Raw genomic sequence first — 26,197 nt, 5'->3', positions numbered from 1 at the left:
GTCCCCTCCATCCCGTCCCCGCTGAGATATTCAGTCACGGAGCACTCTGCATGCGCTTATGCAGCTCGGCAACCCGCGCCCGCGATGCGGATGCCCGGGACGGTCCCGCGGAGGGCTCGCGGCCCCCGGATACGGGGGCTGGCCCCAGTGCCGGGGCGGGGCCGCGTTCCTACCGTGGAGGGATGGACGCACACGCCCGAGAGCTGAAGAAGGAACTCGACGCCACGCTGGACGCCCGGCGGGAGCTGGGCCCCGAGTACGAGGCCGAACTGGTGGACTCGTTCGTGGACAAGGTCGACACGCAGGTCCGGCGGCGGCTGGCGGAGGAACGCCTGCTCGCGGCCCGGGGCGGCGGCCGCGGCGGGGCTGAGGCGGCGGCGTCCGGCTTCGGCGAGCGCTTCGGCTTCGCCGTCGTCACGCTGGTGCTGGCGATCCCGCTGTCGGCGATCGGCGCGGCCCAGGCCGGGCTGAGCGGGCTGCTGGTGGTCTGGGCGGGCATCCTGGGCGTCAGCTTCGTCCACGCCCGGCAGGCGCGGGGCGCGGAGCCCGCGTAGCGCGGGCCGGGGCGCGGGACGGCACGCGGGCCCGGGACGGACCCCGGACAGCGGTTTGGCGCGGGGACCGCCGCACCCCGGTTGCCCGGGGGCGGGACGACGGCGGTCCCCGCGTAAGGACACGGCCGGGTCAGGGCCGTCCGCGTCCGTGGCGCCGGCGTGGTCCGGGAGCCGCTCCGGAGCCACGCGACGCCGTTCCGTGGTGCCGGCCGGGTTCCCGGTCTCCCGGTGTTCCCTGCCGACACCCACCACTGTGCCGGAGCCGTGTTAAGCCGGTGCTGCCGTCACGTGTCGGGCCCGTACCGTTTGGGCGTCGGACCCGGGTGTTCCCGTACCGGCTACTTCGCGCCCTTGGCGAGGAACGCGAGCAGGTCCTGGCGGCTGACGACGCCCGTCGGCTTGCCCTCGACCAGCACGATCGCCGCGTCGGCCGCGCCGAGCACGGCCATCAGCTCGGAGACCGGCTCGCCCGAGCCGACCTGCGGCAGCGGCGCGCTCATGTGCTTCTCCAGCGGGTCGCCGAGCGAGGCCCGCTGCGCGAACAGCGCCGCCAGCAGCTCCTTCTCGACGACGGAGCCGATGACCTCGGCGGCCATGACGTCGGGGTGGCCGGCGCCCGGCTTGACGATCGGCATCTGGGAGACGCCGTACTCGCGCAGCACCTCGATGGCCTCGCCGACGGTCTCCTCGGGGTGCATGTGGACCAGGGACGGGATGCCGCCCTCCTTGTCCTTCAGCACCTCGCCGATGCGGGCCGAGGGGCCCGCCTCCTCCAGGAAGCCGTGCCCGGCCATCCACTCGTCGCTGAAGATCTTGCTGAGGTAGCCGCGGCCGCTGTCCGGCAGCAGGACGACGACCACGTCGTCCGGCCCCAGGCCCTCGGCGGCGCGCAGGGCGGCCACGACCGCCATGCCGCACGAGCCGCCGACGAGGAGGCCCTCCTCCTTGGCGAGGCGGCGGGTCATCTGGAAGGAGTCCTTGTCGGACACCGCGATGATCTCGTCGGTGACGTTGCGGTCGTAGGCGGTCGGCCAGAAGTCCTCGCCGACGCCCTCGACGAGGTACGGGCGGCCGGAGCCGCCGGAGTAGACCGAGCCCTCGGGGTCGGCGCCGATGACCTTCACCGCGCCGCCGGACACCTCCTTGAGGTAGCCGCCGGTGCCCGAGATCGTGCCGCCGGTGCCGACGCCCGCGACGAAATGGGTGATCTTCCCGTCCGTCTGCTCCCACAGCTCGGGACCGGTGGTCTCGTAGTGCGAACGGGGGTTGTTCGGGTTGCTGTACTGGTCCGGCTTCCAGGCGCCCGGCGTCTCGCGCACGAGGCGGTCGGAGACGTTGTAGTACGAGTCCGGGTGCTCCGGGTCGACGGCGGTCGGGCAGACCACCACGTCGGCGCCGTAGGCGCGCAGGACGTTGATCTTGTCCAGGGACACCTTGTCAGGGCAGACGAAGATGCACTTGTAGCCCTTCTGCTGGGCCACGATGGCGAGTCCTACACCCGTGTTGCCGCTGGTCGGCTCCACGATGGTGCCACCGGGCCTGAGGGCACCGCTCTGCTCGGCGGCCTCGATCATCCGTACGGCGATCCGGTCCTTGACCGAACCACCAGGGTTGAAGTATTCGACCTTCGCAAGGACGGTGGCCTGCAGGCCTTCGGTCACACGGTTGAGCTTCACCAGCGGGGTGTTGCCGACGAGGCTGATCATCGAGTCGTGGAATTGCACATGTTCTCCAAGGAGGGGACTCCACGGGTTCTCCGGGAGGTCCGGCCAGAGTAAGCGGAAAGGGATTGACCGACCGTACGTACGGGGCAGGTAGGTCAGCGAGGAGCCGAGGAGGTGGCCTGAAGGGTGTCCAGGGCGAGAACGGCCCGCCGCATCGCGGCGGGCGCGGCGTACGGCGGAGGCGGCCTCGGACTGGTCGGGGTCGCAGCGGTGGGCCTGGTGCTGGCCGAGGTGCAGTTCGCGAAGCGGACGGTGGGGACCGGGCTGCCGGACCCGCCGCGCGCGGACGGGCTGTACGGGAGCGAGTTCGACGGGCCGGAACGGGCCGCGGGCCCGCTGCGCCTGGGCATGCTGGGCGACTCCACGGCCGCCGGACTGGGCGTGCGGCGGGCCCGGCAGACCCCGGCGGCGCTGCTGGCGTCCGGGCTGGCGGCGGTGGCGGAACGGCCGGTGGAGCTGCGCAACGTCGCCCTGTCGGGGGCCATGTCGGACGACCTGGACCGGCAGGTCGGCCTGCTGCTCGACCCGGCGGACGGGCGGCAGTCGCCGCCCCCCGACGTCTGCGTGATCATGATCGGCGCGAACGACGTGACGCGGCGGATGCCGCCGACCCAGTCGGTGCGCTGCCTGACCTCGGCGGTGCGGCGGCTGCGGCTCGCGGGGGCCGAGGTGGTCGTGGGCACCTGCCCGGACCTGGGCACGATCGAGCCGGTGTACCAGCCGCTGCGCTGGGTGGCCCGGCGGGTCTCGCGCCAGCTGGCCGCCGCCCAGACCATAGGGGTGGTCGCGCTCGGCGCCCGTACGGTCTCCATGGGGGACCTGCTGGGCCCGGAGTTCGCCGCGAACCCGCGCGAGATGTTCGGCCCGGACTCCTACCACCCGTCCGCGGAGGGGTACGCGACCGCCGCGATGGCCGTGCTGCCCACGCTGTGCGCGTCGCTCGGGGTGTGGCCCGAGTCGGACCGGCTGGACGTGTCCCGGGACGAGGACATGCTGCCGGTGGCGCAGGCCGCGTCGGCGGCCGCCGGGGAGGCGGGCACCGAGGTCACGGCAGCACGCGGCCCCTGGGCCCTGCTCAAGCACCGCCGGCGCCGCCGGGTCCCGGGCGAGGACCTCGCGGCCTCCCCGCCCCCGGCGGGCACCCCCGACCGGCACTCCCTGCCGGGCCCGGCCTGATGCGGCGGCCCGCCCGCCGGAGCGCCGCCCCCGCGCCCGCCCGCCCGGCGTCCGCGGGATGCGGGGCGGCCGGCCCGGCGCCCGGACGCGGACGCCGGACCCCGTACGCGGGAGCGGGGCCGGGCCCCGCGGAGCCCCGCCCGGACCGCCGCCCCCGCGGGAGCGACCGGCATCACACCGCGCGCCCGGTGACCTCGACCGTACGGGGCGGTAACTTCGCTTGCGGTCCCGCAACGACGCACCCCCTGGAGTTCCGATGCCCGAAGCCGTCATCGTTTCGACCGCCCGCTCGCCGATCGGCCGCGCCTTCAAGGGGTCTCTCAAGGACGTCCGCCCGGACGACCTGACGGCCACGGTCATCCAGGCCGCCCTCGCCAAGGTGCCCGGGCTGGACCCGCGCGAGATCGACGACCTGATGCTCGGCTGCGGCCTGCCCGGCGGCGAGCAGGGCCACAACCTGGGCCGGATCGTGGCCGTGCAGATGGGCATGGACCACCTGCCGGGCTGCACGATCACCCGCTACTGCTCCTCGTCGCTGCAGACTTCCCGGATGGCGCTGCACGCCATCAAGGCGGGCGAGGGCGACGTCTTCATCTCGGCGGGCGTCGAGATGGTCTCGCGGTCGGTGAAGGGCTCCTCGGACGGCATGCCGGACACCCACAACCCGCTCTTCGCCGACGCGGAGGCCCGTACCGCCGCCGTCGCGCGGAGCGAGGGCGCGTCCTGGCACGACCCGCGCGAGGACGGCCTGGTCCCGGACGCGTACATCGCGATGGGGCAGACCGCCGAGAACCTGGCCCGGCTGAAGGGCGTGACCCGCCGGGACATGGACGAGTTCGGCGTCCGCTCGCAGAACCTGGCCGAGGCCGCGATCAAGAACGGCTTCTGGGAGCGGGAGATCACCCCGGTCACCACCCCCGACGGCACGGTCGTCTCCACCGACGACGGCCCGCGCGCCGGCGTGACCCTGGAGGGCGTCGAAGGCCTGAAGCCCGTCTTCCGTCCCGACGGACTGATCACGGCGGGCAACTGCTGTCCGCTGAACGACGGCGCCGCGGCGCTCGTCGTCATGAGCGACACCAAGGCCCGCGACCTGGGCCTGACCCCGCTGGCCCGCATCGTCTCGACGGGTGTCACCGGCCTCTCCCCCGAGATCATGGGCCTGGGCCCGGTCGAGGCGTCGAAGCAGGCGCTGAAGCGGGCCGGCCTGACGGTGGGGGACATCGACCTGTTCGAGATCAACGAGGCGTTCGCGGCGCAGGTCATCCCGTCGTACCGGGACCTGGAGATCCCGCTGGACAAGCTGAACGTCAACGGCGGGGCCATCGCCGTCGGTCACCCCTTCGGGATGACCGGCGCCCGCATCACCGGCACGCTGATCAACAGCCTCCAGTTCCACGACAAGCAGTTCGGCCTGGAGACGATGTGCGTGGGCGGCGGCCAGGGCATGGCGATGGTCATCGAGCGGCTGAGCTGAGCCGGAGCGGAGGGTAGGGGTCGCCCGAGGCACGAGGGCGGCACCTGCCCGCAGCACAGGCGAAGCACAGCGCGACCGAGGGATCGAGCGGCTGAGCTGAGCCGGAGCGGAGGCCGGGTCGGCGCGGTTTTCAACCCCGTCGCGGCCGAGCTGTGACCGAATCTCCCCCAGGATGTGACCTATCTCCTGGGGGAGGTGCATATATGCAGGTCAAGGGCTGTACAGGGGGTGGCCTTGTGACGAAAGCCCTGTCCAATTCGTGACGTAATGCACTGCACGCCATTCCCAGGTCGGGACACTCTGATGTAGGAAGTCGGGGGATCGAATACATCAGGAGTTAGTCAGTGAGCGCCATGTCTCTTGCCCTGCTGCTGACCACGGCCGCTGCCACGGCCGTGGGCGCCGCTGCGCTGCACGCCGTCCACGGCCTCCGCAAGCAGGTCACGGCCCTGCGCAGTGAGCTGGCGATGCCGGCGCACCCGCGCGGTGCGACCGTGCCGCACGCCCGCGGCGCGACCGAGTCCCCCGCCGCCGAGATACGGGCCGCGGTCGCCGAAGCCCTCGCCGAGGAGCGCGAGCGCGAGCTGGCCGAGGCGCGCGCCTTCTGGGCCGCGCAGGAGGCCCGCGACGCCGCCGACGCGCCCTCGCTGCTGGGCGGGCTGCCCGGCCTCGGCGAGGACGGCCCGGTCTTCCTGCCCCGGCAGTCGGAGCTGGTGGGCCTGGAGGCCGTGCTCGGCGAGGACGTCCTCGACGAGTACCCGGCGCACCCCGGCCACCCCGAGGACTCCGCCGAGCTGGCCGCCGCCCGCCGGCGCCACCCCTCGCACCCCGACTTCGTCCCGGTGCAGGCCGCGCACCCCGGCGCCGACCACGAGCGCACCGTCAGCCGCCTGGAGGAGCTCGCGGAGGCCCGTACGGCCCTCGCGGACGTCCGCCCCGGCCCGCTGGGCACGCTGGACGTGTACGTCTTCACCGACGGCACCACGCTCTGCATGACCCCCGGCCACCGGGAGACCGCCGAGCGCCTCGCCGAGGCCCTGCGCTCGGGCACCGCGCCGGTCCTGCTGGGCGGCTCGGGCATCTCCGGCGCCTACGCCCTGACCTTCTCCTGCGGTGACGGCGAGGACCCGGACAGCAACGTCTACATCCTCGCGGACCGGGTCATCGCATCGCTCTGAGTTCCGCCCGCTCCACCAGCCGCACGGCCTCGTCCAGCACCTCGGACGGGGCCTTCGCGCCGTTCCCGGCCGGTGCGGCGCGCAGCGCCTCGGCGAGGTCCAGCCCGGCCACGGCCACCTGGTCGCCGACGACGAAGATCCCGGCGTCCGGCATCTCGCGCCCCGCGCCGGCCCCCTCCAGGGCCTGCGCCCGTACGGCGAGCTCGCGGGCCAGCTCCAGCGCCGCACCGGCGGCGCCCTGCTGGAGGCGGCTCTGCGGGGCGGCCCGCAGCCGGTCGGCGAACCGGTCCACGGCGGCGGTCAGGGGTGAGGTATCGAGCACGCGGCCGACCTTACGCGGGGCCCGGGCACCATTGCCAACGGGCGGACTCTCCGGCACGGTGGCGGGAAGGGAACAGCACGGCGACACCCCCGGAGGCGCCCATATGTCCGTAGAGTTCTCCGAGCAGACCCACCGCAACATGATCGACAGAATCCCCCAGACCACCGGTCGTGAGGTCTCCGACTGGCTCCGCACCGTCGACGAAGGCCCCTCCCTCGTCCGGTTCGAGGAGAAGGTCAGCTGGCTCCTCGGCGCGCACGAGCTGTCGTACGGCCAGGCCAAGGCGATCATCCACGAGTACGACCTGCGCAGGGCCGCACGCCGCTTCGGCTGAGCGCCCCCGCGCGTCCCGCTCCCCCGTCCCCTACCGAACGCGCGTGAACGCGGGAAGGCCCCGCGAGCGGTGCTCGCGGGGCCTTCCCGTGCGGTGGGACGACGGCGGCCGGGAAGGCCGCCGGGTCCCGCTAGTCGTCGCCCGAGAGGATCGAGAAGAGGCGGAGCATCTCCAGGTAGATCCACACCAGGGTCATGGTGAGGCCGAAGGCCGCCAGCCACGCCTCCTCGCGCGGGGCGCCGTACGTCACGCCGTCCTCGACCTGCTTGAAGTCCAGGGCGAGGAAGCAGGCGCCCAGGATGACGCCGATGACGCCGAACAGGATGCCGAGGCCGCCGCTGCGGAAGCCGAGGCCGTCACCGCCGCCGAAGACCGAGAACAGCAGGTTGGCCACCATGAGCAGCATGAAGCCCATGGCCGCGGCCATCACGAAGCCGGTGAAGCGGCGGTTGACCCGGATCCAGCGCATCTTGTACGCGAAGAGCACCGCGGCGAAGACGCACATCGTGCCCATCACGGCCTGGATGACCACGCCGGGGCTGAGGTAGGTGCTGACCGCGGCGCTGATGACGCCGAGGAAGACGCCCTCGAAGGCCGCGTAGCCGATGATCAGCGCCGGGACGGCCGTGCGCTTGAACGACTGGACCATGGCCAGGACGAAGGCGACCAGGGCCGCGCCGATCCCGATGCCGTAGGACTTGCCGAGGTTGGCCGGGTCGACGGGCAGCAGGACCCAGGCGAGCGTCGCGGTCACGATGACCGTGCCGAGCGTCATGGCCGTACGGCTCACGACGTCGTCGATGGTCATCGCGTCGGCGCGCGCGGGAGCCTGCGGCATGCCCGTGGCCGGGTCGGTCGCGTACGGGTTCGTCGCGTACGGGTTGGTCGCGGCCCCGGCCTGCTGGTGCTGCTGCTGGGCGTCGAAGCCCGCGTGGCCACCGTTGTCGCGGCTGAACCCCCGTCGCGAGAAGACCGGGTTACTGCTCCTCATCTCACTCCTCCGTGGCCGCCGAGCGCGGCCTTGTCCTCAAGAGTAATGCGCTCGCAAAGAAAGCACCCTACTGCTGGAGGAGGATCTTAGGAGAAGGCATGGCCAACCGCAGGGGATATCGCGGGAGGCCGGCGCGCGGTGCGGAGTGCCCGGAGCCGGACTTGAACCGGCACGGCCCGAAGGCCAGCGAGGTTTAAGCTCGCCGTGTCTGCATTCCACCATCCGGGCAAGGCGCAGCGGCCCCGCGGTAAAAGCTGTGAACCCCGGGTCGAGCCTATCCGGAAGACGATCGCCGTCACCGGGGCCCCTATCCGATGTTGTCTGATTTTATTGGCGCTTGAGGGTCCGTCAGACCCGAGAACGCACGGTCGGCCCGTTCCGGGCGGCAATCGCCCGTCCTGCGGGAATGACGGGATTTCGATGGCATCCGCCACCCTGCCGCCACGCCCCGCGCCACCCCCTGCGACCAGGGCCGGACCACGCCCCGCGGCGGGCCCCGGCCGGTCTCCCGCCGGGCCGTCCCGGGCCCCCGTCCCGCCCGCGGGGCCCGGGTTCCCGTCATACCAGAGGAGGAGGCGGCCGCGCCGGCGATCAGACTCCAGTGGGCCAGGGAACGGTCACCACGGCTGATCCGCGGCGGGGGTGCGCGCCGAGAGGATGGGAGCGTCCCGCCGATCCGGACCGCAGCCAGGTCCGCAGCCCGAGGAGCCGCTCCCGTGACCACCATGAACTACGCCCCGCACACCGCCCAGGCCGTGGCCGCCCGCGCCACCGGCCTCTCCAAGGTGTACGGCCAGGGCGAGACCCGGGTGGTCGCCCTGGACGACGTCTCCGTCGACTTCGCGCAGGGCCAGTTCACCGCGATCATGGGACCCTCGGGCTCCGGCAAGTCCACCCTGATGCACTGCGTCGCCGGGCTGGACACCTTCTCCTCCGGCTCCGTCCGGATAGGCGACACCGAGCTGGGCTCGCTCAAGGACAAGCAGCTCACGCAGTTGCGCCGGGACAAGATCGGCTTCATCTTCCAGGCCTTCAACCTGCTGCCGACCCTGACCGCCCTGGAGAACATCACCCTTCCCATGGACATCGCCGGCCGCAAGCCCGACCGCCAGTGGCTGGACAGCGTGATCTCCATGGTCGGCCTCTCCGACCGCCTCGGCCACCGCCCCACCCAGCTCTCCGGCGGCCAGCAGCAGCGCGTGGCCGTGGCCCGCGCGCTGGCCTCGCGCCCGGAGATCATCTTCGGTGACGAGCCGACCGGCAACCTCGACTCGCGCTCCGGGGCGGAGGTCCTGGGCTTCCTGCGCAACTCGGTGCGCGAGCTGGGCCAGACCGTCGTCATGGTCACCCACGACCCGGCGGCCGCCTCCTACGCGGACCGCGTCATCTTCCTCGCCGACGGCCGGATCGTCGACGAGGTGCTCAGCCCCACCGCCGACGCCGTGCTGGACCGCATGAAGGCCTTCGACGCCAAGGGCCGCACCAGCTGATCCCGGGGCTCCCCCGAAGCCACTGCCAGACCTTCCAGCCCCAGGACTGAGACCCCATGTTCCGTACCGCCCTGCGCAACGTCCTCGCGCACAAGGCGCGGCTGCTGATGACCGTGCTCGCCGTCACCCTCGGCGTCGCCTTCGTCTCCGGCACCCTCGTCTTCACCGACACCCTCGGCAAATCGCTCTCCGGCCAGTCCGCCAAGAGCTACGACGGCGTCGCCGTCTCCGTGACCTCGTACGGCACCTCGCGCGACGAGGACGGCCGCAAGGAGGGCGAGCCGGGCATCAGCCAGCAGACCCTCGACAAGGTCAAGGCCCTCGGCGGCGTCGCGTCCGTCTCCGGCCGCGTCTCCGGGTTCGCCGGCGTCGGCGACGAGGACGGCAAACTGATCGGCTCCGGCTGGGCCAACAAGGGCGGCAACTACGCGCCCGTCGTGGACGGCAAGGACCCGCGCTACACCTTCACCGACGGCACCGGCCCGACCGCCGACGGCCAGATCGCCCTCGACCGCTCGACCGCGGCCACCGGCAGGTACCGCGTCGGCGACACGGTCCGCGTGGCCACCAACGGCCCGGTGAAGGAGTACACCCTCACCGGCGTCTTCACCACCGAGGACGGCGCGGTCAACGCGGGCGGCAGCCTCGTCCTCTTCGACAACGCCGTCGCCCAGCGGCTCTACCTCCAGCCCGGCTACTACCAGGAGCTGTCGATCGGCGCCCGGGCCGGCACCACGGCCGACCGGCTCCTCGCCGACGTCAAACCGCTGCTCGACGCCGAGCACACCCGCGCCCAGACCGGCGCCGCCCTCGCCGCCGAACAGGCGAGCGACATCAAGAAGCAGCTGGGCGGCATGAACCAGATGCTGCTGGGCTTCGCCGGGATCGCGCTCTTCGTCGGCATCTTCCTGATCTACAACACGTTCACCATGCTGGTCACCCAGCGCACCAAGGAACTGGCCCTGCTGCGCGCCGTCGGCGCCAACCGCGGCCAGGTCATCCGGTCGGTGCTCGCCGAGGCGCTGCTCGTCGGCGTCCTGTCCTCCGTCATCGGCCTGGTCACCGGCATCGGGCTGGCCGTCGGCATGCGCTCCGTGATGAACGCCTTCGACGCCAAGATCCCGGCCGGCGACCTCGTGGTCTCCCCCGGCACCATCGGCTGGGCCCTGGCCATCGGCGTCCTGGTCACCACCCTCGCCGCCCTGCTGCCCGCCTGGCGCACCGGCCGCATCGCCCCCGTCGCAGCCATGGGCAGCGCCCACCTGCCGGCCACCGCCAAGTCGCTGGTGGTGCGCAACGTCCTCGGCTCCGTCATCGGCGCCGCCGGTGTCGGCGGGGTGCTGCTGGGCGTCTCCGCGGGCGGCGACGAGGGCCGGATGATCCTGGCCGCCGGCGCGTTCTTCATGCTCATCGGCATGATCGTGCTGCTGCCGCTGCTGTCCAGGCCGGTCATCGCGGCCATCCGTCCCGTCCTGCAGAAGCTGTTCGGCGTCCCCGGCAAGCTGGCCGCGCAGAACGCCGTCCGCAACCCGCGCCGCACCGCCGTCACCGCCGCCTCCCTGGCGATCGGCCTCACGCTGGTCACCGCCCTGTCGGTCATCGGCATCACCATGGGCCAGGCCGTGGACCGGATGAGCACCGACAAGCTCAAGGCCGACTACCGCGTCTCCATGGCCGGCGGCGTGGGCGCCCTCGACACGTCGGTGGCCGAGACCCTGGCCGGGGCCCCCGGCATCAAGGCCGTCTCCCCGCAGGCCATCGGCTACGTCACGGTCGGCGAGGACATCCGGTCGGTGTCCGGCGTCACCCCGCAGACCATCGGCCAGCTCCTGAACATCGAGGTCATCGGCGGTTCGCTGGACAGCCTCGCCAAGGGCGAGATCGCGGTCGCGCAGAAGACGGCCGAGAAGCAGAAGCTCACCACCGGCTCCACCCTCCAGGTCCGCTACGACGACGGCCGGCAGGCCAGCCTCACGGTCGGAGCGGTCTACAAGGACCTGGAGGGCCTGCTGTCGCCGTACGTCATGGACAACAAGATCCTCGCGGCGCACAGCGAGGAGCAGTACATCAACGAGGTGTACGTCAACGCCACCGGGGGCGAGTCCAAGGCCGCCCAGCAGGCCGTGGTCGACGCGCTCGGCAAGAACCCGGCCATGACCGTCGCCACCCGGCAGGACATGCGCAACGAGATGGGCGGCCTCGTCAACACGGCGCTGAACATCATGTACGGCCTGCTCGGCATGGCGCTGATCATCTCGGTGCTGGGCGTCGTCAACACCCTGGCGATGTCGGTGTTCGAACGCACCCAGGAGATCGGCATGCTGCGGGCCATCGGGCTCGACCGCGGCCGGGTCAAGAACATGATCCGCCTGGAGGCCGTGGTGATCTCGCTGTTCGGCGCGGTCCTGGGCGTCGCCATCGGCGTCTTCCTCGCCTGGGCGCTGGGCACCACCTTCGCCTCGTCGGTCCCCGACTACGCGCTGGTCCTGCCCTTCGGCCGGCTCGGCCTCTTCCTCCTGCTGGCCGCCGTCGTCGGTGTCCTGGCCGCCATGTGGCCGGCCCGCAGCGCCGCCCGGCTGAACATGCTGACCGCCATCAAGACCGAATAGCCCGGCGGCCCCCGCGCGACGGGGGCGCACGGCAGGCGGAAGGGCCCCGGGGCACGCACCCCGGGGCCCTTCCGGCGCTCCGGCCCCGTCCACCGCACGTGCCGGTACGGGCCTACGCGTCCCAGGTCCGCAACCGCAGCGGCAGCCCGGCCGCCCCGCCCGGCCCCGGCTTCACCGCGAGCACCTGGTTGACCCCGAGCCGGCCGTGCTCGAAGCCCAGCGCCGAGGCGGCCATGTACAGCAGCCAGACCCGGGCCCGCCCCGGCGACGTCAGCCGTACGGCCTGCGTCCAGTGCTCCTCCAGCCGCGTCACCCAGGCCCGCAGGGTCAGCGCGTAGTGCTCGCGCAGCGCCTCGACGTCGCGCACCTCGAAGCCGGCCCGCTCCAGCTCGCCCACGGTGGTGCCGAGCGGGGAGAGCTCGCCGTCGGGGAAGACGTACGCGTCGATGAACTCGTCGATGCGGTGGGCCGATTCGACGGCCTCCGGCGGCCGGCCGATCTGGTGGTTCAGCAGCCGCCCGCCGGGACGCAGCAGGTCGTACAGGGTGCGGGCGTAGACCCGGTAGCGCTCGGCCCCGACGTGTTCGGCCATCCCGATGGAGGAAATGGCGTCGTACGGACCGTCCCTGACGTCCCGGTAGTCCTGGATCCGGATCTCGACGAGGTCGGCGAGGCCCTCGTCGGCGACCCGTTTGCGGGCGTAGGCGGCCTGTTCCCGCGAGAGCGTCACGCCGGTCACCCGGACCCCGTACTCCCGGGCCGCGTGCAGCGCCATCGAGCCCCAGCCGCAGCCGACGTCCAGCAGCCGGCCACCGGGCCGCAGGGCGAGCTTGCGGCAGACCAGGTCGAGCTTGTCGTACTGGGCCTCCTCCAGGGTCCCGCCGGGGCTCCAGTAGGCGCAGGAGTACACCATCGAGGGGCCGAGCACGCGCTCGTAGAACTCGTTGCCGACGTCGTAGTGGTGGCCGATGGCCTGTTTGTCGCGGCTCCTGGTGTGGCTCGGCCCGCCCCGGCGGGCGGCCTCCTCGGGCGGTGGCGGCGGCGCCGGCCACGGTCTCGCCAGGAGCGCGAGCTCGCGCACGGCGGCGCGGGCGTACGGGTCGCGCAGCGGGGCGGCGGCGGCCGCGACCCGGGCGAACCGCTCCGGCAGCGCCGGCAGCGCGGCGCGCGGCCCCCCGGACCGCACGGCGGCGGCCCGCAGCCCGACGGCCCGCACCCGGCCGGGGGCGGCCCGGGCCGGCTCCTCCTCGGGCGGTGGCTCGGGCCGCCGCTCCCAGAGCAGCCCGGCGACCCGGTCGAGCAGGTCGAACAGATCGCCCTCGACGGTCAGCTCCCCGGCCACCCAGGCCCGGGCCAGGCCCATCTCGCCGGGCTTCCACAGCATGCGGCGCAGGGCCCGGCGGTCGTGGACGACGAGGGTCGGGGTCCCTGGCGGGCCCGCCTCGCTGCCGTCCCAGGCCCGGATGCGTACCGGCAGCGGTGCTTTCAGCAGGGTCTCGGCAACAGCGGCCAGCCGCGGCGCGGCGTCGGTCATGGCACACCTCCACAAAGGTCCGACCAGACGGTCTACCCATGACTGACCCCGGGCAAGCGGGCGCACACGCCGAAGGGGCCGTCCGCACCACGGATGGCGGACGGCCCCTTCGGGTCGAGCGGGTACTGCGGGATGCCGCGGGGTCGGCTCAGAGCACCACCGCGACCGGCGGGCGCCGGGTCAGGACGCCTTGGCCTTCTCGGCCGGAGCCGTGGCGGCGGCCGGAGCCGGCGCCGGCTTGGCAGCCTCGTAGAACTCCTCGCGGGGGGTCTCCAGCGCGCCGAGGGAGACGACCTCGCGCTTGAGGAACATGCCGAGGGTCCAGTCGGCGAAGACGCGGATCTTGCGGTTCCAGGTCGGCATGGCCATGCCGTGGTAGCCACGGTGCATGTACCAGGCGAGCCGGCCCTTGAGCTTGATCTTCATCTTGCCCATGACGATCATCGCGACACCCTTGTGGAGGCCGAGGCCGGCCACCGCACCCTTGTTGGAGTGCGAGTAGGGGTGCTGCGGGAAGCCCCGCATGCCCGAGATGACGTTGTCGCCGAGGACCTTGGCCTGGCGCAGCGCGTGCTGGGCGTTCGGCGGGCACCAGGCGTTCTCGACGCCGGCCTTGCGGGCGGCCATGTCGGGAACCTGGGCGTTGTCGCCGGCGGTCCAGATGTAGTCCGTGCCCTTGACCTGGAGGGTCGGCTCGGCGTCCACGTGGCCGCGCGGGCCGAGCGGCAGGCCGAAGCGGGCCAGTGCCGGGTTCGGCTTGACGCCGGCGGTCCACACGATGGTGTTGGAGTCGACCTCCAGACCGTTCTTCAGCACCACACGGCCGTCCACGCAGGAGTCCATGGAGGTGTTGAGGTAGATCTCGATGCCGCGCGACTCCAGGTGCTCCTTGCCCCAGGTGCCGAGCTTGGGCCCGACCTCGGGGAGGATCTTGTCGGCCGCGTCGACCAGGATGAAGCGCATGTCGTCGCGCTTGATCGTGGAGTAGTACTTCGCGGCGTCGCGGGCCATGTCCTCGACCTCGCCGATGGTCTCCGCGCCGGCGAAGCCGCCGCCCACGAAGACGAAGGTGAGGGCCTTGCGCCGGACGTCCTCGTCCGTCGTGGACTCGGCCTTGTCGAGCTGCTCCAGCACGTGGTTGCGCAGGCCGATGCCCTCTTCGACGCCCTTCATGCCGATGCCCTGCTCGGCGAGGCCGGGGATCGGGAAGGTGCGGGAGACGGCGCCGAGCGCGATCACCAGGTAGTCGAAGGGCAGCTCGTACGCCTCGCCGACCAGCGGCGTGACGACGGCGACCTTGCGGTCCTGGTCGATGGTGGTGACCCGGCCGGTGAGGACCTCCGCCTTGGGCAGCACGCGTCGCAGCGGGACGACGACGTGCCGAGGCGAGATGCTGCCTGCGGCCACTTCGGGGAGGAAGGGCTGGTAGGTCATGTACGAGCGCGGGTCGACGACCGTGACGGTCGCCTCGCCGTAGCGCATCTTCTTCATGATGCGCTTGGCTGCGTACAGGCCTACGTACCCACCTCCTACAACGAGGATCCTGGGACGCTCCGTGGTGCTCATGGAAACGAGTATCCAGCACCCCCAGGGGTGACGCTCGTGAGCCCCTTCACAAGGAGTCGGAGTGCCTCTGCTACACTCCGCCGCCCACGTGACCCAGGTCATGGCGGAAATCGGGAACCGGGGTGGCTCGGGAATCGTTGTTCACCAGTCCTGATCAGGGCCGCAGGGCTCCGACCGGAGTAGACCACCGGGTTCGTGGATACCTACCGCACCCTCGCTGCGCACCCCCCGATTCGCACGAACGACCGCCCGAAACGGGGCTTTGGGCCTCCCGATGCGCCCGAACGGCCCCCGACTTCGCTCCGCGGGCCCTTTTTCCTTGTGAAGAACTTCACGAAGTTGATGGGGGCGACGGGACTTTCGCCCCCTGCGGAGGCCCCCGGACACCCCTCACACACCCCTCTCGCACCCTCCCCGACTGCGAACCCACCGGTCCCGTCCGCCGTTCACCACGAACCACCAGCCACCACCGCCCCCGGACTCGCCATATCCCAGGGAACCGACACACCGCTCGCGGGACACCGCCGGCCGCGTCGACCGCCGCCCGAGGGCGCCGGGCCGGGTGGCGGCACCCGGTGGCCGGGGCGTGGTCGGGGGTGCGGTACGCGGGCGGCCCCGGCACCCTGTCGGTGCCGGGGCCGCCCGCCGTTTCCGCGCTGCCCGCCCGTTTCGACGGGTCAGGCCACGGACCACGCGATGCCGTCGAGGATGTCGTGCTCCGAGACCACGACCTCGCGGGCGCCGGTGCGCTCCATGATCGCGAGGAGGACCAGGGCGCCCGCCCCGATCACGTCCACCCGGCCCGGGTGCATGACGGGGATGGCCGCGCGTTCGGCGTGCGTGGCCGTCAGCATCCGCTCGGTGATCGCGCGGACCTGCTCGTAGGAGATCCGGCTGTGGTGGATCGCCGCCGAGTCGTACGCGGGCAGTCCCAGTGCGATGGCGGCCACGGTGGTCACCGAGCCGGCCAGGCCGACCAGCGTGCGGGCCCGCTCCAGCGGGACCGTCTCGGCCGCGAGGTCGAGCGCCGCCTCGATGTCGGCCCGTACGGCGGCCACCTGGGCGGCCGTCGGCGGGTCGGTGACCTCGCCGTCCACCACGAGGTGACGCTCGGTCATCCGGACGCAGCCCACGTCCACGGAGCGGGCGGCCAGCACCCGGTCCTCGCCGACGACGAGCTCGGTCGAGCCGCCGCCGATGTCCACGACCAGGTAGGGCCTGGCCAGGTCGGCGCGGCCCGTGAGCTCCCTGGTCGCGCCGGTGAAGGAGAACTCCGCCTCCTCGTCGCCCGAGATCACCTCGGGATCGACGCCCAGGATGTCCCGCACGCCCCGGACGAAGTCCTCGCGGTTCTCGGCGTCCCGCGAGGCCGAGGTGGCGACGAAGCGCACGCGTTCGGCGCCCAGTTCCCGGACGACCCGCGCGTACTCCCGGCAGGCGGCGAAGGTGCGCTCCAACGCCTCCGGGGCCAGCCGGCCGGTGCGGTCCACCCCCTGGCCCAGCCGGACCACGGTCATCCGCCGGTCGAGCTCGGTGAAGGCGCCGGTGCGCGGGTCGCAGTCGGCGACCAGCAGGCGGATGGAGTTGGTCCCGCAGTCGACGGCCGCGACGCGCGTCATGCGTCCTGCTCCGCGGACGCGGTCCCGCGCTCCCCGCACGGGGTGACGCAGGGTCCCTTGGCCCACCACTCGGGCAGCATGGCCAGGGCCTCGTCACCGAACGGGTTCACGCCCGGGCCGGCGGCCAGCGAGTGCCCGACCAGGACGTGCAGGCACTTGACCCGGTCCGGCATGCCGCCGGCGCTCGGGAAGCCCTGGAGCACCTCGACGGCGTCGCGGCGGCGGATGTAGTCCTCGTGCGCGGCCTGGTAGGCGGCGGCGAGTTCGGGGTCCTCGGCGAGCCGGGCCTGCATCTCCTTCATCACGCCGTTGGCCTCCAGCGTGCCGATCGCGGAGGCCGCGCGCGGGCACGTCAGGTAGTACAGCGTCGGGAAGGGGGTGCCGTCGGGGAGCCGGGGGGCGGTCTCCACCACGTCCGGCTGGCCGCAGGGGCAGCGGTGCGCGATGGCGCGCAGCCCGCGGGGCGGGCGGCCGAGCTGCTGCTCGAACGCCTCGATGTCCGCGTCGGTCGGCTCGGTCCGGTCGGTCTGGGGCGGGGGCGTCTGCATGCCTGGAGGAAGTCTCTTCGTTCGCGGTTCTATGACGGGTGGTGAGGGCGGCCCGGCGGGCCGCCGCGGCGGCTCACTCGCCGGGGCGGTCGGCCTTGTCGACGCCGTCCCAGACGTTGGAGTACCAGGGCCGGTCCGCACCGGCCTGGCCGGTGCGGCGCCGGTCGGTGCCCTCGGCGCCGGGGTCGCTCATGATGAAGCCGATCTCCCCCGGGCGCAGGAAGTGCAGGTGCTTGCGCGCCTGCTGCTCCGCGTAGGCGTTGTCCTGCCAGCGGGCCTTCTCGTCGCGGAGCCGTTCGAGGCGGTCCCGCGCGGAGGCGGCCGCCCGCTGCTGCTCCGCGATCTCCGAGCGCTGGGACACGTACTGGCGCATCGGATACGCGAGGGCGACGACCAGGGTACAGAGGACGAGGACCAGGAGCGCGGCGCGGCCGGTGAGCCGGCTGCGGCGGACCTGGCGGCGCGACTGCGAGCGGTAGACGTGTGCCGCGGTCCGCTCGCCGAGCTGCTTGAGCCTGGTCGCGGTCGAGAAGGTGGAGAACCGATCCCGGTTCCCGGCCATTGACCCCGCCTCTCCTCGGTACGCACTACGCAATACGTCCCCGCACACGGTACGGGACCGAGTGCGGGGACGTACGGAGGCTAGGCGAAGGCTCAGCCCTTGAAGCGCGGGAAGGCGGAGCGGCCGGCGTACACGGCGGCGTCGTCGAGGATCTCCTCGATGCGCAGCAGCTGGTTGTACTTGGCGACGCGGTCCGAGCGGGCCGGGGCGCCGGTCTTGATCTGACCGCAGTTCACGGCGACGGCGAGGTCGGCGATGGTGACGTCCTCGGTCTCGCCGGAACGGTGCGACATCATGCACTTGAAGCCGTTGCGCTGGGCCATCTCGACGGCGTCGAGGGTCTCGGTCAGCGAACCGATCTGGTTCACCTTCACGAGCAGGGCGTTCGCGGAGCCCTCCTCGATGCCGCGGGCCAGGCGCTCCGGGTTGGTGACGAAGAGGTCGTCGCCGACGATCTGGACCTTGGAGCCCAGACGGTCGGTGAGGGTCTTCCAGCCGGCCCAGTCGTCCTCGTACAGCGGGTCCTCGATGGAGACCATCGGGTACGCGGAGACGAGCTCCTCGTAGTACTCGGTCATCTCGGCGGCCGAGCGGGACTGGCCCTCGAACTCGTACTTGCCGTCCTTGTAGAACTCGGACGCGGCGACGTCGAGCGCGAGCGCGATGTCCTTGCCCGGGACGTAGCCGGCCTGCTTGATGGCCTCGACGATGAGGTCGAGCGCGGCGCGGTTGGACTCCAGGTTCGGGGCGAAGCCGCCCTCGTCGCCCAGCCCGGTGGAGAGGCCCTTGGTGTGGAGGACCTTCTTGAGGGTGTGGTAGACCTCGGCGCCCCAGCGCAGCGCCTCGGAGAAGGACTCCGCGCCGATCGGGGCGATCATGAACTCCTGGATGTCCACGTTGGAGTCGGCGTGCGACCCGCCGTTGAGGATGTTCATCATCGGAACGGGCAGCAGGTGCGCGTTCGGGCCGCCGAGGTAGCGGAAGAGCGGGAGGTCCGAGGCCTCGGACGCGGCGTGGGCGACGGCGAGGGACACGCCGAGGATGGCGTTGGCGCCGAGCGAGCCCTTGTTGTCGGTGGCGTCCAGGTCGAACATGGCCTGGTCGATCAGGCGCTGCTCGGTGGCGTCGTAGCCGACGAGCTCCGGCCCGATCTGCTCGATGACGGCGAGGACGGCCTTCTCGACACCCTTGCCCATGTAACGGTTGGGGTCACCGTCACGGAGCTCGATGGCCTCGAATGCACCGGTGGAGGCACCGGACGGAACGGCAGCACGGCCGGTGCTGCCGTCGTCGAGGCCCACCTCGACCTCGACCGTGGGGTTGCCTCGGGAGTCCAGGATTTCCCGGGCTACGACGACGTCGATGGACGGCACGAGCATCTCCTTCTGGGATGTGACGCTGGGTGTGCGGTGGCGTGTCAGGCCGTGGGATGGCCTTGCCGCTTAGAGCCTAACCGGCTCCGGGCACTCGGCCGGCCGACCGCCCGGGTCCTGGGACGAAAAAGGGCCCGAATACCCCTCTTCCAGGACATTGGACCCTTGATCATCGCGGTCCGGCCGGGCACGCGCCGCCGCCCGGCGCGCGGGGGGAGGCGCGCCGGGCGGTGGGGGCCCTGCGGGGACGGACGGGGCCGGGTGCGGTCAGGGCCGCACCGTTCAGCCGAGGTGGAGCTTCTGACCCGGGAAGATCAGGTCGGCGTCGGTGACGACGCCCTTGTTGAGCTCGAAGAGCTTCTCCCAGCCGCCGTTGACGCCGTTGGCCTCGGCGATGGTGCCGAGGGTGTCACCGGACTTGACCTCGTACGAACCGGTGCCGGTCTTCGGGGCCTGGGCCTTCGGCTTGGCGGTCGGGGCCGGGGCCTCGGAGCGCTCGGAGCGCGTGGTCGGGGCCTGGGAGCGCTTGGTCTCCTTCTTCGGCGCGGCCTGCGTGGTCTTCTTCGACTCGGTCTTCTGCTGGTTCTTGGCCGGGGCCTCGACGGAGCCGCCGGAGGAGGCCTTGGACAGGCCGACGCCGCAGGACGGCCAGGCGCCCTTGCCCTGGCCCTTGAGGACCTTCTCGGCGATCGCTATCTGCTGCGACTTGCTGGCCTGGTTGGCCTGCGCGGCGTACGCCTTGCCGCCGTACGCGGCCCAGGTGGAGGACGTGAACTGCAGGCCGCCGTAGAAGCCGTTGCCCGTGTTGATGGACCAGTTGCCACCGGACTCGCACTGCGCGACCTTGTCCCATTCGGACGCGGTGGCGGCGCTGGCGGAGCCGGCGGCCATCAGGGGGGCGGCCACGGCCACACCGGCGACACCGGCGAGCGTGACGATGCGGACGGCCTTGGAACCGCGGCGGTGCTTGCCCTTGCCGGAAAGCAGCATGGAGTTTCTCCTCACCGACGCCTACGAGGTGAGCTGTCGGGTTCGGGCGAGTGAGTTGCCCGGCCGTGCGACCTAGCGCACGGCTTAACCCCTAGCCGGTGGCGTGACCGTCTCTCAACGGCCGCTCCCGGCGCCTACCTTGGTTCCCCCGCTCCTGCCTTCGGCGCTTGACGCGACGACTGTTCCCCCCGTCCGCCGGCAGGATTCGGCGATGCGGTCGAAGGAGCCCGCGGTGGCGGGCGACTCAGAAGGTAGACAGGTCTCCCCCCGATGTTCAACGCGCAACATCGGGGGGAAACCACCCTTGCTTGCGCCCCCTGCGGGGACGTTTGCGCAGGTGAGGACGGGGTTTGCGGCAGCCGCCGGGTGGGACACGCCAGTTGGAGCGAAGAGACGCATGTCTCACTTACAGAAAACGGACAATCAGCAGCTTTACGGGTGCCCGAAGTGCCGCTATTCCGCGCTTAGATCCAGGTTCTGACCGGGCTTGATCAGGTCCGCGTCCTTGCCGATGACCTGCTCGTTGGCCTCGTAGAGCGCGTTCCAACCGCCCTTGAGTCCGTTGGCGGACGCGATGGCGGTCAGGCTGTCGCCCGATCTGACCGTGTAGGAGGGCTCCGACGCCCCGTCAGCCGCGCCGGACTCCTCGGCCGCCGGGGTACCGCGGTGCTTGCCGCTGCCCTCCGGGACGGACGGCAGGGCGGAGGGGTCGGTGGAGGCGCCGGTCGTCGTCTGGGGCGTGGCTCCGCCCGAGGGGTCGGGGGTGCCGGAGGGCGAAGGGGCGGGCGCGGTGGGGTCCGCGGGCGCGGTCGGGTCCGCCGGCGCGGTCGGGTCGGCCGGGGGCGTGGAGCCGTCCGGCGCGGGCGTGGCGGGTTCACCCGGGACGGTCGGGGCGGTGGGGTCCGCGGGGGCCGTCGGGTCGGCCGGGCTCGTGGCCGGGTCGTCGGGCGCCGGCATGACGGGCAGTCCGAGGGAGGGTGCGAGCGGGCCGTCGGGGAGGTCGGACGGGCTCGGCAGCGGGGTCGGCGCCCCGAAGTCCGTGGAGGGCGCACCGGTGCCGGTGACGGGGACGTCGGCGTCGGGGCGGTTCGGGGTGGGGGCCGCCGCACCGCCGGAGCCGGGCAGGCCGGGGTCCACCTCGGCGGCGGCGCCCTGCTGGGCCAGGCCCGCCGTGGCGGCGCACAGCGGCCACGCCTGGGGGCCCTGGGCGGCCAGCACCCGTTCGGCGACGGCGATCTGCTGGGAGCGGCTGGCGAGGTCGGGGCGCTCGGCGAAGTCGAGGCCGCCGGCGTTCTTCCACTGCTCCTGCGTGAACTGGAGCCCGCCGTACGCGCCGCTGCCGAAGTTCGCGCTCCACGAGCCGCCGCTCTCGCACTCGGCGACCCGGTCCCAGGTGGAGGTGTCGGCGGCCGTCGCGTTGGTGGCGGCGAGCAGCGGCAGGGCGAGCGCGGAGCCGGTGACTCCTGCGGTGACGACCAGGGCGGGGACCTGGCGGGGGCGTCTGTGGCGGCCGTTCCCGGAACGCATGAGGTGCACCTTTCGCATAACAGCGGGGTAACGGCAGAACCTAGCGGCCTTCGAACGATTGTCACAAGTTCGGACCGCGCCTGACGCGTGGTCAGGCGGGGCTCAGCGCCCCCGCGGCGTGAAGCGGACCGGAAGGGTGCGCAGGCCGCGCATGATGAGCCCGCCCCGCCAGCGCAGCTCCTCGGCCGGTACGGCGAGTTCCAGGTCCGGCAGGCGCGTCAGCAGCGTCGCGAGCGCGGTCTGGCCCTCCAGCCGGGCGAGCGGCGCGCCCAGGCAGTAGTGGATGCCGTGCCCGTAGCCGAGGTGCTGGTTGTCGGTGCGCGCGAGGTCGAGGGTGTCGGGTTCGGCGAAGCGCGCGGGGTCGCGGTCGGCCGCCGCGAGGACGACCAGCACCGGGTCCCCGGCCGCCACCCGCTGTCCGGCCAGGGTGAGCGGTTCGGTGGCGAACCGCCAGGTCGCGAGCTCGACGGGGCCGTCGTAGCGCAGCAGCTCCTCGACGCCGGTCTCCAGCAGGCCCCGCTCCCCGGCGGCCAGGGAGGTCTGGAGGCGGGCGCGCTGGCCCGGGTTCATGAAGAGGGAGTGGACACCGTTGCCGATGAGGTTCACGGTCGTCTCGAAGCCGGCGAACAGCAGGATGAAGGCCATCGCGGTGGCCTCGGCCTCCGTGAGGTGGTCGCCGTGGTCGCTCGCGCGGATCAGGTCGGAGATCAGGTCATTGCCCGGATCATCCCTTTTGCGGTGGATGAGTTCACCGAGGTAGGTCCGCATCTGCTTGACCGAGCGGGCGACCCCGCCGCGCGGCCCGCCGCCGTGGCGGATCATCATCCCGGCCCAGTCGCGGAAGTCGTCCTGGTCCTCGCGCGGGACGCCGAGCATCTCGCAGATGGCGTAGATGGGGAGCGGGAAGGCGAATTCGTGGATGAGGTCGGCCTCGCCCCGCTCCGCGAACCCGTCGATGAGGTGGTCGGTGAGCTCCTGCACCCGCGGGGTGAACTCGGCCACCCTGCGCGGGGTGAACGCCTTCGACACCAACCGCCGCAGCCGGGTGTGGTCCGGCGGGTCGATGTTGAGCAGGTGCGTCATCAGCTCGGCCTTGCGCTCCCCGGGGATGCCGGTCTTGCCCTTGGCGTGCGCGGGTTCCGCGTGATGGGCCGGGTTCTTGCTCAGCCGCTGGTCCGCGAGGGCCTGGCGGGCGTCGGCGTACCGGGTGACCAGCCAGGCCTCGACCCCGCTCGGGAGCCTGGTGCGGTGCACCGGCGCGTGCTCGCGCAGCCAGGCGTAGGCCGGGTACGGGTCGGTCGCGAACTCCCAGTCGAACAGGGTCGGGCCCTGGGCGGAGGGAGCGTCGGCTGGGGTGGCGGGGGTCTGCTCATGCACCCCAGGACCGTATCCCGGCGCCGGCCCGCCACCCGATTCGGGCGGTTCGTCGCGGCTGTCCGTAGATCCGCCCACACTTGACGCCGGCTTCCGCGGCGTTCCTACTTTCGCTCTTGTGGATGCGAGGATCTTGAAGAGCAGTTTCGCGGTGGTGGAGAGAAGGGCCGAGCACGCGGTCAAGTTCTTCTACTCGCACCTGTTCTGGCACAACCCGGACATGCGCGCGCTCTTCCCCGCCTCCGCCGAGGACATGGAGCGCCAGCGCGACCGGCTCTTCGCCGCGCTCACCCACGTGATCGGGCACCTGGAGGACGAGACCCTCCTCCCCTACCTCCGCGAGCTCGGCCGCGACCACCGCAAGTTCCTGGCCGGCCCCGCGCACTACACGGCGGTCGGCGCCAGCCTCCTCGCCGCGCTCGCCGAGACCGCCGGCGACGCCTGGACCCCGCGGGCGGAGAAGGCCTGGGCCGAGGCCTACCAGTTGATCGCCGACACGATGACGGCCGGCGCCGCCGCGGGCGAGGGGCCGCCCTGGTGGGACGCGGAGGTGGTCCGCCACCTCCGGTACGGGCAGGACGTCGGCGTCCTCACCCTCCGGCCGGCCCTCCCCTTCCCCCATCTCCCGGGTCAGTACGCGAGCGTGAGCAGCGACCGGGTGCCGCGCACCTGGCGCACCTACTCCCTCGGCAACGCGCCCCGCCCCGACGGCACGGTCGACCTGCACGTCAGCCGGATCGAGGGGGGCCGGCTCAGCCCCGCCCTGGTCGCCGAGACGCGGCCCGGCGACCGGCTGCGCCTGGGCGCCGCCTGCGGGCAGCTGACCTTCCGCCGCGCGGGACGCCCGGCCAGCCTCATCGCCGCGGGCACCGGCTGGGCCCCGGTCCGCGCCCTGCTGGAGGAGCTGGCACAGCACCCTCCCGATCAGGAGGTACGGCTCTTCGTCGTCGCCCGGGACGCCGCGCACCTCTACGACCGCCCGCTGATCGACGCGTACGCCGGGACCTGCCCCTGGCTCGCGGTCACCTACATCACGCCCGCGCCCGGACGCCACCGCAACCAGGCCACCGACCGGCTGGCCACCGCGCTCGGCAACCGGGGCCGGTGGCCCGACCAGGACGTCTACCTCAGCGGGCCGGCCCCGTTCGTGCAGGAGACCGCGCACCTCTTGGCGGGGCTGGGCGCCCCCGCCGACCGGACCTTCCACGACTCCGTGCCCGCCGCGGGCCGCGGCCAGGGCGCGAACGGGCGCCCGCTGGGCTTCGGGGAGTGGTTCATCGACCCCCCGGCGCCGCAGTGGCACAACCCCTCGGGCCGTGCGCCCCGGGGCGGCGGCCCGGCTACGGAGTGAGGCCCTCGGCCGCCCGGATGGCGTCCCGGTAGGCACGGGCCGCCGCGCGCAGCGCGGTCTCGGGATCGGTGCCCGCCGCCTCGGCGCGCGCGGCCAGCGCCAGCAGCTCGTATCCGACGCCCTCGCCGCGGGGCGGCTCCACCGGCAGGCCGGCCGTACGGACCCGGCCGGCGAGCTTGGCCGCGAGCGCGAGGCCGGGCTGGCCGAGCGGGACGCCGTCGGTGACGGACGCGCGCTGCTTCTCGACCGCCTTGGTGCGCAGCCAGTGCGCCTTCACCTCGTCCGGGGTGTGCGCCTCGGCGTCCCCGAAGACGTGCGGGTGGCGCCGGACCAGCTTCTCCACGAGGGTCGCGGCCACGTCGTCGATGGAGAACGCCCCTTCGCCGGAGCCCCCGTCGTCACCGTCGTCCGCCTCGTCCCCCGCGTCCGTGTCGTCCGCCGCGTCCGCTCGGAACTCCTCGGCGATCCGGGCGTGGAAGACGACCTGGAGGAGCACGTCGCCCAGTTCCTCGCGCAGTTCCGCCCGGGTGCCGTCCTCGATGGCCTCGACGAGTTCGTACGCCTCCTCGATCCCGTACTTGGCCAGGCCCCGGTGGGTCTGCCGGGAGGACCAGGGGCACTCGCGCCGGATCCGGTCCATCACCTGGACCAGGTCGAGCAGGCGCGCGCCCGGCAGGTCGTAGGAGCCCGGCAGCAGTTCGAGGTCGGGCATGGCGGCCCGGCCCGAGCCCGCCAGCCGTGCCAGCCCGTCGGTCAGCCGCCGGTCCCCCTCGCCGCCGGGCAGCACCACGACCGTGCGGCCGCCCGCGCACGCCTCGACCAGCGCGGCCGCGTCCGGGGCCGCGTGCGCCACCTCGATGCCGGCCTCCCGCAGGTACGGGAGCTGGGGGTGGCCCGGGTCGGCGCACAGCACCCGGTCCGCCGCGTGCAGGGCCTGCCAGGCCGGCCAGGACAGCACGCCGGGCGCGACCCGGTGGCTGGTGGTCAGCAGCACGATGCGGCCGGCCGGCCCGGCCGGTGCGGCGGCGGGTACGGCCGGTGCGGCGGGCACGGGGGCGGTGGAGGGGGGCTCGGCGGGTGCGTGGTCGGTCACCCTCCGAACCTACCTCCGGCCGCGGGCGTCAGGCTCCGGCGGGGGGCTGCTGGGGGCGGGTCTTCTGGGTGATCCACGGGGTCTCCACGTCGCCCAGCTGGACCTGCGCGGCGTTCCAGGCGCCGTAGCGGGGGTTCACCTCGATGTCCAGGGCCTTGGCGGCGGCCGCGGCCGGGGCCGCGAGCTGGCCGTTGCCGTACTTGGCGGTCAGCTTGGCGATCAGCACCCGGTCCCTCAGGAAGCGGTCGGCCTGGTCGGGCGCGGTGGCGGTCTTCTGCAGCAGCTGCGCCTCGAACTGCTCGGCCCCGCCGACCCCCTCGACGTAGGACGCGCGCTCCGCCTCGATCTCCTTGGTGGAGGCGCTCACTCCGGCGGTCGCGGCCATCTTGTCGATGATCCGGCTCTGGAGCATGGAGCCGAGCTTGAGCCGGTCGAGCCGGGGGGTGTTGGCGATGAGCTCGGCGGCGGCCTGCCCGGAACGGTTCTGCGCGGCGCGCACGTCGTTCATCTGGGCCTGGAGCGCGGAGGTGGTGATCCGTTCGCCGCCGACGACGGCCGCGGTACCGGGGTGCGCCTGCCCCGAGCAGGCCGACAGCAGGGGGGCCGCCAGGAGCAGGGCGGTGGAGACGGAGAGCGCTGTGCGACGGTGCAAAGGAGCCTCCAGGGCCGGGAGATTGTGCTTCGGTGCACAAGGGCCGTGCGGTGATCGATGGTATGCAGTCAGGGTGGTCCGGGCCACCGCTTCGACCAACGATTCCCGGGGTGTTGGGGTGCGTGTTCACCCGGCGGCCATGCCGCGGACCGC

The 26,197-nt window shown here is 72.8% G+C and carries 22 protein-coding genes, 1 tRNA gene and 1 riboswitch; of the genes, 8 read left to right on the top strand and 15 right to left on the bottom strand.

Annotation, left to right across the window (positions count from 1 at the left end):
- Nucleotides 1-182 precede the first annotated feature (182 nt).
- A complete protein-coding gene (locus CP968_RS20075; RefSeq protein WP_150519320.1) occupies nucleotides 183-554 on the top strand; it encodes a hypothetical protein in 372 nt (123 codons plus the stop codon).
- A gap of 338 nt (nucleotides 555-892) precedes the next feature.
- Here the strand turns inward: CP968_RS20075 and CP968_RS20070 are convergent, their stop codons facing one another.
- Nucleotides 893-2,278, bottom strand: a complete 1,386-nt coding sequence (locus CP968_RS20070) for a cystathionine beta-synthase (RefSeq protein ID WP_150519319.1) — start codon at nucleotides 2,276-2,278, stop codon at nucleotides 893-895.
- 126 nt (nucleotides 2,279-2,404) lie between these two features.
- Here CP968_RS20070 and CP968_RS20065 point away from each other — a divergent pair, with 126 nt between their 5' ends.
- From CP968_RS20065 to CP968_RS20055, 3 genes are all read left to right on the top strand, one after another.
- The gene (locus CP968_RS20065) at nucleotides 2,405-3,454 is read left to right on the top strand and encodes an SGNH/GDSL hydrolase family protein (RefSeq protein ID WP_229885892.1); all 1,050 of its coding nucleotides are present in this window, start codon (nucleotides 2,405-2,407) and stop codon (nucleotides 3,452-3,454) included.
- Between the two features lie 256 nt (nucleotides 3,455-3,710).
- On the top strand, nucleotides 3,711-4,931 hold the full coding sequence (locus tag CP968_RS20060) for an acetyl-CoA C-acetyltransferase (RefSeq protein ID WP_150519318.1): 1,221 nt from the start codon (nucleotides 3,711-3,713) through the stop codon (nucleotides 4,929-4,931).
- A 353-nt stretch (nucleotides 4,932-5,284) separates the two neighbouring features.
- The gene (locus tag CP968_RS20055) at nucleotides 5,285-6,109 is read left to right on the top strand and encodes a hypothetical protein (protein WP_189828828.1); all 825 of its coding nucleotides are present in this window, start codon (nucleotides 5,285-5,287) and stop codon (nucleotides 6,107-6,109) included.
- Here the strand turns inward: CP968_RS20055 and CP968_RS20050 are convergent.
- Entirely contained in the window at nucleotides 6,093-6,431 is a 339-nt protein-coding gene (locus tag CP968_RS20050; protein WP_150519316.1) for a hypothetical protein, read from the bottom strand. The two genes, CP968_RS20055 and CP968_RS20050, sit on opposite strands and share 17 nt — an antisense overlap.
- A 103-nt stretch (nucleotides 6,432-6,534) precedes the next feature.
- On the opposite strand from CP968_RS20050, the gene CP968_RS20045 reads away from it, so the two are divergent.
- Nucleotides 6,535-6,765: a DUF4287 domain-containing protein gene (locus CP968_RS20045; RefSeq protein WP_150519315.1), complete on the top strand. Its 231-nt coding sequence runs from the start codon at nucleotides 6,535-6,537 to the stop codon at nucleotides 6,763-6,765.
- A gap of 130 nt (nucleotides 6,766-6,895) precedes the next feature.
- Here the strand turns inward: CP968_RS20045 and CP968_RS20040 are convergent, their stop codons facing one another.
- The gene (locus tag CP968_RS20040; RefSeq protein ID WP_150519314.1) at nucleotides 6,896-7,756 is read right to left on the bottom strand and encodes a Bax inhibitor-1/YccA family protein; all 861 of its coding nucleotides are present in this window, start codon (nucleotides 7,754-7,756) and stop codon (nucleotides 6,896-6,898) included.
- A 146-nt stretch (nucleotides 7,757-7,902) separates the two neighbouring features.
- Nucleotides 7,903-7,984, bottom strand: a tRNA-Leu gene (locus CP968_RS20035).
- A 497-nt stretch (nucleotides 7,985-8,481) separates the two neighbouring features.
- Here CP968_RS20035 and CP968_RS20030 point away from each other — a divergent pair.
- Nucleotides 8,482-9,246: an ABC transporter ATP-binding protein gene (locus CP968_RS20030; protein ID WP_150522017.1), complete on the top strand. Its 765-nt coding sequence runs from the start codon at nucleotides 8,482-8,484 to the stop codon at nucleotides 9,244-9,246.
- A 56-nt stretch (nucleotides 9,247-9,302) separates the two neighbouring features.
- Nucleotides 9,303-11,855 (top strand): ABC transporter permease, encoded by a 2,553-nt coding sequence (locus CP968_RS20025; RefSeq protein WP_150519313.1) that lies wholly within the window; start codon nucleotides 9,303-9,305, stop codon nucleotides 11,853-11,855.
- A gap of 112 nt (nucleotides 11,856-11,967) precedes the next feature.
- Here CP968_RS20025 and CP968_RS20020 read toward each other — a convergent pair whose 3' ends face one another.
- The 9 genes from CP968_RS20020 to CP968_RS19980 all read right to left on the bottom strand — a co-directional run bounded on the left by CP968_RS20020 (nucleotide 11,968) and on the right by CP968_RS19980 (nucleotide 22,951).
- On the bottom strand, nucleotides 11,968-13,389 hold the full coding sequence (locus tag CP968_RS20020) for an SAM-dependent methyltransferase (RefSeq protein WP_150519312.1): 1,422 nt from the start codon (nucleotides 13,387-13,389) through the stop codon (nucleotides 11,968-11,970).
- Nucleotides 13,390-13,569: 180 nt separating this feature from the next.
- Nucleotides 13,570-14,955 (bottom strand): NAD(P)/FAD-dependent oxidoreductase, encoded by a 1,386-nt coding sequence (locus tag CP968_RS20015; protein WP_150519311.1) that lies wholly within the window; start codon nucleotides 14,953-14,955, stop codon nucleotides 13,570-13,572.
- 677 nt (nucleotides 14,956-15,632) lie between these two features.
- On the bottom strand, nucleotides 15,633-16,574 hold the full coding sequence (locus CP968_RS20010) for a Ppx/GppA phosphatase family protein (RefSeq protein ID WP_150519310.1): 942 nt from the start codon (nucleotides 16,572-16,574) through the stop codon (nucleotides 15,633-15,635).
- Nucleotides 16,571-17,122: a DUF501 domain-containing protein gene (locus CP968_RS20005; RefSeq protein WP_150519309.1), complete on the bottom strand. Its 552-nt coding sequence runs from the start codon at nucleotides 17,120-17,122 to the stop codon at nucleotides 16,571-16,573. The genes CP968_RS20010 and CP968_RS20005 overlap by 4 nt, the downstream gene beginning before the upstream one ends.
- A gap of 73 nt (nucleotides 17,123-17,195) precedes the next feature.
- The gene (locus tag CP968_RS20000) at nucleotides 17,196-17,684 is read right to left on the bottom strand and encodes an FtsB family cell division protein (RefSeq protein WP_150519308.1); all 489 of its coding nucleotides are present in this window, start codon (nucleotides 17,682-17,684) and stop codon (nucleotides 17,196-17,198) included.
- A gap of 92 nt (nucleotides 17,685-17,776) precedes the next feature.
- Nucleotides 17,777-19,063: a phosphopyruvate hydratase gene (gene eno / locus CP968_RS19995; RefSeq protein WP_150519307.1), complete on the bottom strand. Its 1,287-nt coding sequence runs from the start codon at nucleotides 19,061-19,063 to the stop codon at nucleotides 17,777-17,779.
- 276 nt (nucleotides 19,064-19,339) lie between these two features.
- A complete protein-coding gene (locus CP968_RS19990; RefSeq protein ID WP_150519306.1) occupies nucleotides 19,340-20,047 on the bottom strand; it encodes a transglycosylase family protein in 708 nt (235 codons plus the stop codon).
- 3 nt (nucleotides 20,048-20,050) lie between these two features.
- Nucleotides 20,051-20,223, bottom strand: a riboswitch (cyclic di-AMP (ydaO/yuaA leader).
- Between the two features lie 277 nt (nucleotides 20,224-20,500).
- Nucleotides 20,501-21,574: a transglycosylase family protein gene (locus CP968_RS19985; RefSeq protein ID WP_150519305.1), complete on the bottom strand. Its 1,074-nt coding sequence runs from the start codon at nucleotides 21,572-21,574 to the stop codon at nucleotides 20,501-20,503.
- Nucleotides 21,575-21,676: 102 nt separating this feature from the next.
- On the bottom strand, nucleotides 21,677-22,951 hold the full coding sequence (locus CP968_RS19980; protein ID WP_150519304.1) for a cytochrome P450 family protein: 1,275 nt from the start codon (nucleotides 22,949-22,951) through the stop codon (nucleotides 21,677-21,679).
- 130 nt (nucleotides 22,952-23,081) lie between these two features.
- Between CP968_RS19980 and CP968_RS19975 the strand changes: the two genes are divergently transcribed.
- Nucleotides 23,082-24,299 (top strand): globin domain-containing protein, encoded by a 1,218-nt coding sequence (locus tag CP968_RS19975; protein WP_229885893.1) that lies wholly within the window; start codon nucleotides 23,082-23,084, stop codon nucleotides 24,297-24,299.
- Here CP968_RS19975 and CP968_RS19970 read toward each other — a convergent pair.
- Both CP968_RS19970 and CP968_RS19965 read right to left on the bottom strand, forming a co-directional pair.
- Entirely contained in the window at nucleotides 24,289-25,350 is a 1,062-nt protein-coding gene (locus CP968_RS19970) for a nucleoside triphosphate pyrophosphohydrolase (protein ID WP_229885948.1), read from the bottom strand. The two genes, CP968_RS19975 and CP968_RS19970, sit on opposite strands and share 11 nt — an antisense overlap.
- 70 nt (nucleotides 25,351-25,420) lie before the next feature.
- Nucleotides 25,421-26,044, bottom strand: a complete 624-nt coding sequence (locus CP968_RS19965) for a SurA N-terminal domain-containing protein (RefSeq protein WP_150519301.1) — start codon at nucleotides 26,042-26,044, stop codon at nucleotides 25,421-25,423.
- Between the last annotated feature and the right edge of the window lie 153 nt (nucleotides 26,045-26,197).

Origin of the sequence: Streptomyces subrutilus (genome assembly GCF_008704535.1) — a bacterium.
Lineage (GTDB): Bacteria > Actinomycetota > Actinomycetes > Streptomycetales > Streptomycetaceae > Streptomyces > Streptomyces subrutilus.
Note: the sequence above shows the minus strand (reverse complement) of the source record. Positions and strands in the feature narration are given on the sequence as shown.

Bases quoted from the DNA above. Each gene is read 5' to 3' on its own strand.
- CP968_RS20005 (WP_150519309.1), bottom strand. From the start codon at position 17,122: ATGCAGACGCCCCCGCCCCAGACCGACCGGACCGAGCCGACCGACGCG.
- CP968_RS20040 (WP_150519314.1), bottom strand. From the start codon at position 7,756: ATGAGGAGCAGTAACCCGGTCTTCTCGCGACGGGGGTTCAGCCGCGAC.
- CP968_RS20045 (WP_150519315.1), top strand. From the start codon at position 6,535: ATGTCCGTAGAGTTCTCCGAGCAGACCCACCGCAACATGATCGACAGA.
- CP968_RS20015 (WP_150519311.1), bottom strand. From the start codon at position 14,955: ATGAGCACCACGGAGCGTCCCAGGATCCTCGTTGTAGGAGGTGGGTAC.
- CP968_RS20060 (WP_150519318.1), top strand. From the start codon at position 3,711: ATGCCCGAAGCCGTCATCGTTTCGACCGCCCGCTCGCCGATCGGCCGC.
- CP968_RS20010 (WP_150519310.1), bottom strand. From the start codon at position 16,574: ATGACGCGCGTCGCGGCCGTCGACTGCGGGACCAACTCCATCCGCCTG.
- CP968_RS20025 (WP_150519313.1), top strand. From the start codon at position 9,303: ATGTTCCGTACCGCCCTGCGCAACGTCCTCGCGCACAAGGCGCGGCTG.
- CP968_RS20075 (WP_150519320.1), top strand. From the start codon at position 183: ATGGACGCACACGCCCGAGAGCTGAAGAAGGAACTCGACGCCACGCTG.
- CP968_RS19985 (WP_150519305.1), bottom strand. From the start codon at position 21,574: ATGCGTTCCGGGAACGGCCGCCACAGACGCCCCCGCCAGGTCCCCGCC.
- CP968_RS19990 (WP_150519306.1), bottom strand. From the start codon at position 20,047: ATGCTGCTTTCCGGCAAGGGCAAGCACCGCCGCGGTTCCAAGGCCGTC.
- CP968_RS20020 (WP_150519312.1), bottom strand. From the start codon at position 13,389: ATGACCGACGCCGCGCCGCGGCTGGCCGCTGTTGCCGAGACCCTGCTG.
- CP968_RS20055 (WP_189828828.1), top strand. From the start codon at position 5,285: ATGTCTCTTGCCCTGCTGCTGACCACGGCCGCTGCCACGGCCGTGGGC.
- CP968_RS20030 (WP_150522017.1), top strand. From the start codon at position 8,482: ATGAACTACGCCCCGCACACCGCCCAGGCCGTGGCCGCCCGCGCCACC.
- CP968_RS20000 (WP_150519308.1), bottom strand. From the start codon at position 17,684: ATGGCCGGGAACCGGGATCGGTTCTCCACCTTCTCGACCGCGACCAGG.
- eno (WP_150519307.1), bottom strand. From the start codon at position 19,063: ATGCTCGTGCCGTCCATCGACGTCGTCGTAGCCCGGGAAATCCTGGAC.